Raw genomic sequence first — 6164 nt, forward strand, 5'->3', positions numbered from 1 at the left:
CGATGGGAGCTGCGTACTACCGGGCCGAGAGTGAGAGCGGCGACCACATCGAGGACCCGTCCGAGGACGCGCTGTTCATGCTGATCGGCGACCTCAACGGCTCGGACAACACCTTTGTCGTCATCCAGCCCGACGAGGAAGACCCGGTCTGGTTCACCTCGGTCGCGGTCCTGGACGAAGGTGGCTACGAGGTCGTCCGCCGCGACACTACCCGCCGCGAACACGACGTCGCTACAGAGGCCAGCATCGATCGGATCGCCCGCGATCTCACGATCTGGATGGCCGCCCGCGACTTTCCCGGACAGCCCACCCAGCACACCAGCACCTTCTAAAACACGGCCTAGTGCTGTGACCGCATAGGTTCACCGGGTTGCTCGTTGTTGGTTGGAAGCGATGTCGCTTCCAACCAGCAGGGGAGGCGGGATGGCACCACCGGTCAGGGTCCGGAGGCTGACGGAGCAGGAGGGGCAGAAGCTCCAGCAGATCGTTCGGCGGGGCAGTACGAGCTCGGTGCGGTTTCGGCGGGCGATGACGCTGCTGGCCTCAGCTGGCGGCAGCACGGTCCCGGTGATCGCGCGGCTGGTCCAGGCGGACGAGGACACCGTCCGAGATGTGATCCATCGCTTCAACGAGATCGGGCTCGCATGTCTCAACCCTCAGTGGGCGGGAGGCCGTCCCCGCCTGCTGAGCAGTGACGACGAGAACTTCGTCATCCAGACGGCCACCACCCGCCCGACCGTGCTGGGCAAGCCTTTCACCCGCTGGTCGGTCCGCAAACTTGCCGACCACCTGCGCCGGAACGTAGCCAGGCCCGTCCGGATCGGCCGCGAGGCCCTGCGGTGCTTACTGGCCCGCCGGGGGATCACTTTCCAGCGGACGAAGACCTGGAAGGAATCCCCGGACCCGGCCTTCGACGGGAAGCTGGAGCGAATCGAGTACGCGGTCAACGAGCGTCCAGACCGCACGTTCGCCTTCGACGAGTTCGGGCCACTGGGCATCCGCCCCACCGCTGGCTCCTGCTGGGCCGAACAGAACCGCCCCGACAGGCTGCCAGCCACCTACCGCCGCACCCACGGCATCACCTACTTCCACGGCTGCTACTCCGTCGGCGACGACAAGCTGTGGGGGGTCAACCGGCGCCGCAAGGGCATCGACCACACCTGGGCCGCCCTGCGGTCGATCCGCGCCGCCCGCCCGGACGGCGGCCCGATCTACGTGATCCTGGACAATCTCTCCGCCCACCTGAACTGGAAGATCCGCAGGTGGACGGCCAGGAACAAGGTCGAGCTGTGCTTCACACCCACCTACGCGTCCTGGGCCAACCCCATCGAGGCCCACTTCGGGCCGCTGCGGCGGTTCACCCTCGCCAACTCCCATCATCCGAACCACACCGTCCAGACCTGGGCCCTGCACGCCTACCTGCGCTGGCGCAACCAGAACGCCCGCCACCCCGATGTCCTGGCCGCCCAACGTCGCGAACGCGCACGCGTCCGCAGCGAACGAGGTCTCCGCTGGGGTGGCAGGCCACTGCCGGCCGCAGTCTGACCCCGCTCAACCCGGCGAGGTCACAGCATCAGTCGTCGAACTCGAAGCCCGAAGCCTCCGCACGGGCAATGATGTCGCGGACCGCCTCGGGGCTCGTGATGACGGATTCGACGGCCGTCTTGAGTCGCGCGAGGTCACTCGAACTGCCGACCGCGCAGAACATGCCAGCCTCGCTGTCGAAATCGACGTGCTAGGCAATATCCGGCCAGGCAAACCGCACGAGACCCTCCCAGAAGTACCCGTTCGGCTCGTGCCCGGCGGCAACTACTGCGGCATCGGCATCCAGACCGCCGGCGTCCAACGTCAGCGAGTGCTCGCCATCGAAGTCATGAAGGTGGATGGTCACGGCGCGATCGTCTCACCCCAGCACGCGAACCGTTCGTCCGGTCCCTCACAGCTCTCGAACCCGGTGAACCTATGCGGTCACAGCACTAGACGATGACCCGCTCGACGTCGACGTTGGTGATCTTCCGCGAGACACCAGGCCGCGGGGCGTCGCACAGGCCGTCCAGTCCCCGCTCGAGAAACCGGCGCCGCCAGGTGCGGATCGTGTCCGCAGTGGTCCCCAGTCGGCGGGACACCTCCATAATCGAGTGCCTGTCGGCGCACTCCAGCACGATCCGCGACCGCTGGGCGAAAGCCTGAGCCGTCTTCCGGCGACGTACCCAGCACTCCAGAACAGCCCGTTGGGCATCGGTCATCAACAACGGCGGGTTCTCGGACCCGGGCGACTTATGACCAACCAGCGACGAATCTCCGACTCAGGTCAATAGGCGCGCTGCTGGCACCCGTGGCCGTGGCCACAGGCCGCAGCAGCCTCCCTCGCCCGGCACACCACAGGCGTCTGCAAGACCAACTCCTCCAATCCCCGCGAGACGATGGCGAATTGCAAGAACAACACCACTCCTAGAGCGCCCACTTCCGCGACATCTGCTCCCACCACCGCGGCGTCAAGTACTGGTACCGGTAGGCAGGCAGCGCGCCACGGCGCCGCCAACACTGCTGACGCCGTGGCCAACCGCTCCCAAAGCTGTCATTCGGGGATTGCACTGATCCGCGTCTATCGACCCTCTACAGTGCTGAATCACGACGGTCCGGGGGCGAGCGCGGGGGCGAGTATGGCGCGAGTTGTTGCAGTGCACGGCATCGGCAAGCAGACACTCGGCGAGGACACGCTGCGCCAGCAGTGGTTACCCGCCCTCAACGACGGCCTCACACGGGCGGACCGCGGCCAGCGGCTGTCGGAGTCCGATGTGGCGATCGCCTTCTATGGTGACCTCTTCCGCCCCGACGGAGAGTTCCTCGCTGCCGGCGACCCTCCCTACACTGCGGCCGACGTCGCCGAGGGCTTCGAGCAGGACCTGCTGCGCGCCTGGTGGAAGGCCGCCGCCGCCGTCGATCCGGCCGTGGTCCCGCCCGACGCCGACGACACCCTGGTGGCGATCCCGCGGTCCGTGCAGGCGGCCCTGCGGGCCCTGTCGGGGTCCCGGTTCTTCGCCGGAGTGGCTCTGCGAGCGATGGTGTTCGACCTCAAACAAGTCCACCACTACCTCACCGAGCCCGACCTGCGCGCGAAGGCCCTCGCCCGCGTCGTCGACCAGATCGATGACGGCACCCACGTCGTCGTCGCGCACTCCTTGGGCTCCGTGATCGCCTATGAGGCCCTGTGCGCGCGGCCAGGTCACCAGGTGCGTGCCCTGGTAACGATCGGATCTCCCCTCGGCATCGAGAATCTGATCCTGCACCGCCTCCAGCCTGCCCCGGTCATTCTCGGCGGGCAGGCCCAGGGCGTCTGGCCGGGCGGCGATCAGCTGGCATGGACGAACTTCGCCGACCAGGGCGACGTCGTCGCCCTGGTGAAGGACCTGCGCCCTGCATTCGGGGACCGAGTGACGTGCGCAGTCGTCCACAACGGAGCGCACGCGCATGATACGTCGGCGTACCTGACGGACAAACTGTGCGGCCAAGCCATCGCCGACGGCCTCGCATGACGCCGCTGGACGCTGGCGGCCGCGAGGAGACTGAAGAGCCGCGCCGGTATCTGATCGCGGCCTCGGTCGCCCGGTATCCCAAGTGCCCCGACTGGGACCGACCCGGTCTCGTCGAAGCCCGTGACCAGATCGTCGAGCTGTTCACCCAGAAGCTCGGCTACCGCCACCACACCGCGCTTGGCGCCGACCCGACCGTACTGCAACTGCGCGAGCAATTGCGGGCCTTCTGCACGTCCAGGGAACGCCGTGAGGACGATTTGGTCGTCGTCTACCTCTCCGGCCACGGAGAGGTAGACGACGCCGGCAATGAGCACATGCTGCTGATGTCGGACACCGACCCCGCTGACGTGTCCTTTACCGCATTGCCTACCGGCGAGCTGGTCCGCGTGTTCAGCGGAACAAAGGTCCGTCGGCTGCTGCTAATTCTAGACACCTGCTATTCCGGCCAGGGCGGCAACGAACTCGCCGCGGCCGCCCTCAAACGACTCACCTCGACATGGACACCGAGCGCGTCGAGCCCGGGCCTGGTGATCGTGTCCTCCGCTCAACCCCACCAGCAGGCCACAGCCGGTCTGTTCCCCGACCTCCTCGCCCAGGTAGCGAGCAGCCAGGCTCTCGCGGGCCACGCACCGAAGCATCTGTCGGTGTCCGCCGTCGTGCAACAAATCAATGATCACCCGGACAAGCCCGCCTATCAGCACGTCAGTCTGTCGCTGCTCGGCCTGTCCGGCGAGCCGCCCGACTTCCTGACCAATCCGCGCCACAACGTTCGCCTGACCGAAGTCGACCTCGCCCTCCAGGAGGCCGCCGAATTCGAGGAGCATGCCCGCCGCAGGGACACGGAGTTCTACTCGCGTCTCCTCGTGCGCGCCATGGGTAGCTACTCCGGGAGACTCGCTCACGGCTGGTGGTTCTGCGGCCGCCATCAGGCTCTGACCGAAATCGCCACCTGGATCAACAACGGCGTCATCGACAACAGCAACGCCGTCCAAGATCCGCTCTTCGACGACCCATTCTCTCCCGCCGCTGTGTCAGACCGCGACGTTCGGGTGGTGACGGCTGGGCCCGGCTCCGGCAAGACAGCCATCCTTGGCCTCATCGCCGCTCTCACCATGCCGGAACGGCGACGCACCGTCCCCGTCGACGCCATCGGTCTCGGTCCGAAGATGATCCCCGCAGAGGACAGCGTCGATGTCGTCATGTACGCGCAGGGGATTACCAACACGCAAGTTCTCTCCGGTCTGGCTGCCGCAGCTGGCTTCAAATGTGCAAGTGTCGGCGAGTTTCTGGAACGGCTGGGACAGCGGACCTCGGCCTCTCAAAGACCGTTCACAGCTCTCATCGACGCCCTCGATGAATCCGCGACTCCCGACACTCTCTGCTCACAGATTATCCGCCCCCTAATCGAACATTCTAAGGGACGTATTCGACTACTCCTCGGCACCCGCAAAAACCTCCTCGACTGCCTCGGCATCAAGCTCCACGAACAGCGCCGGGTGATGGACCTCGACTCCCCCCGCTACGCAGACCGCGACGCACTCAGGGCGTACACGATTCTCAACCTCGTTGACAGCCACAGCAGCTCCCCCTACCAATCGGCCCATCCTAGGCTCTTGGGCCAGGTCGCCAGAGCGGTCGAGATGGCGGCTGGCACGTCATTTCTCGTGGCACGCTTCGCCGCATACACCCTCGCCGCCGCCGACGAAGTGGTTGCAGATCCTCGAGACCCCGAGTGGCGGGCCAGTCTTCCCAAGCATGCCGGACAGGCGATGCAGGACGACCTCACTCAGCGTCTCGGCGACGATGCCCAGCGCGCCGCAGACCTGCTCCGCCCTCTCGCCTATGCGGAAGGACAAGGACTACCTTGGGAAGGAATCTGGGCACCCCTCGCCTCTGCCATCGCCGGACGGACGTATACCGACGACGATTTGCTGTGGCTGCGAAGTAACGCCGGCTCCTACGTCGTCGAAGCCGTCGAGAATGGACGCTCCGCCTACCGCCTCTACCACCAGGCCCTCAACGACCACCTCCAAAGGGGTGCCGACTTCAGAGCCATCCACAGCGCGTTCGTCGACACCCTCACCAAGCGTGTTCCTTATCGCGGCGACGCCACCCGCGACTGGTTCCGCGCCCATCCCTACGCGCTCAACCATCTCGCCACCCATGCTGCAGCCGCCGGTCGTATCGACGACGTCCTGCTCGACGCCGAGTACCTCGTCCACGCCGCTCCCTACAGTCTCACTTCCCATCTGCAGCGGGTCAGTACTGATGAGGGCCGCCTCACGGCCGCCGTCTACCGAACCGCCCTGAACCTGCACGCCCCGGCTGCAACGTCCGTGCGCCGCCAAGCCCTCGCTCTCAATGCGGCTCGCGCCGACGCCACAGCGCTGCTTGACCAACTCACCAGCCACGCAGCACCCGGCGACTGGACACCCCGCTGGGCGACGGGAAGCGACCTCTCCAAGTCGCTGCGCGAAACGATGAGCGGTCACGCCCACTCGGTGGCCGCGGTGGCGTGCACGAGCCTGGACGACATCCCCGTAGCCGTCACCGGCAGCTATGACAACACGGTGCGCGTGTGGGATCTGAGAGAGGGCCAACAGATCGGCGAACCCCTCACCGGCCACA

7 protein-coding genes are annotated in these 6164 nt (G+C 66.4%); 4 read left to right on the forward strand and 3 right to left on the reverse strand.

Annotated elements, in window-relative coordinates:
- Positions 1 to 2: 2 nt before the first annotated feature.
- Positions 3 to 332: a hypothetical protein gene (locus K377_RS40410; RefSeq protein ID WP_111668635.1), complete on the forward strand. Its 330-nt coding sequence runs from the start codon at positions 3 to 5 to the stop codon at positions 330 to 332.
- A gap of 91 nt (positions 333 to 423) precedes the next feature.
- Entirely contained in the window at positions 424 to 1545 is a 1122-nt protein-coding gene (locus K377_RS40415; protein ID WP_111668636.1) for an IS630 family transposase, read from the forward strand.
- A 28-nt stretch (positions 1546 to 1573) separates the two neighbouring features.
- On the opposite strand, the gene K377_RS42650 is transcribed toward K377_RS40415, so the two are convergent.
- The 3 genes from K377_RS42650 to K377_RS42945 all read right to left on the reverse strand — a co-directional run bounded on the left by K377_RS42650 (position 1574) and on the right by K377_RS42945 (position 2126).
- Positions 1574 to 1708, reverse strand: coding sequence for a hypothetical protein (locus K377_RS42650; protein ID WP_258395318.1), 135 nt, complete (start codon positions 1706 to 1708; stop codon positions 1574 to 1576).
- A gap of 27 nt (positions 1709 to 1735) precedes the next feature.
- Positions 1736 to 1891 (reverse strand): hypothetical protein, encoded by a 156-nt coding sequence (locus tag K377_RS42655; RefSeq protein ID WP_237551684.1) that lies wholly within the window; start codon positions 1889 to 1891, stop codon positions 1736 to 1738.
- Positions 1892 to 1976: 85 nt separating this feature from the next.
- Positions 1977 to 2126: a helix-turn-helix domain-containing protein gene (locus K377_RS42945; RefSeq protein WP_375606003.1), complete on the reverse strand. Its 150-nt coding sequence runs from the start codon at positions 2124 to 2126 to the stop codon at positions 1977 to 1979.
- 555 nt (positions 2127 to 2681) lie between these two features.
- On the opposite strand from K377_RS42945, the gene K377_RS40430 reads away from it, so the two are divergent.
- Together K377_RS40430 and K377_RS40435 are read left to right on the forward strand one after the other, a co-directional pair.
- On the forward strand, positions 2682 to 3536 hold the full coding sequence (locus tag K377_RS40430) for a hypothetical protein (protein ID WP_309252270.1): 855 nt from the start codon (positions 2682 to 2684) through the stop codon (positions 3534 to 3536).
- Positions 3533 to 6164 (forward strand): caspase family protein (locus K377_RS40435; protein WP_181512771.1); only part of this gene is annotated, 2632 nt, incomplete at its 3' end. The genes K377_RS40430 and K377_RS40435, both read left to right, overlap by 4 nt.

The organism is Streptomyces sp. PsTaAH-137, from assembly GCF_003259365.1.
GTDB lineage: Bacteria > Actinomycetota > Actinomycetes > Streptomycetales > Streptomycetaceae > Streptomyces.

What these genes read in the sequence shown, in the direction of transcription:
- K377_RS40410 (WP_111668635.1), top strand. Translation starts at nt 3, where the DNA reads ATGGGAGCTGCGTACTACCGGGCCGAGAGTGAGAGCGGCGACCACATC.
- K377_RS40415 (WP_111668636.1), top strand. Translation starts at nt 424, where the DNA reads ATGGCACCACCGGTCAGGGTCCGGAGGCTGACGGAGCAGGAGGGGCAG.
- K377_RS42650 (WP_258395318.1), bottom strand. Translation starts at nt 1,708, where the DNA reads ATGTTCTGCGCGGTCGGCAGTTCGAGTGACCTCGCGCGACTCAAGACG.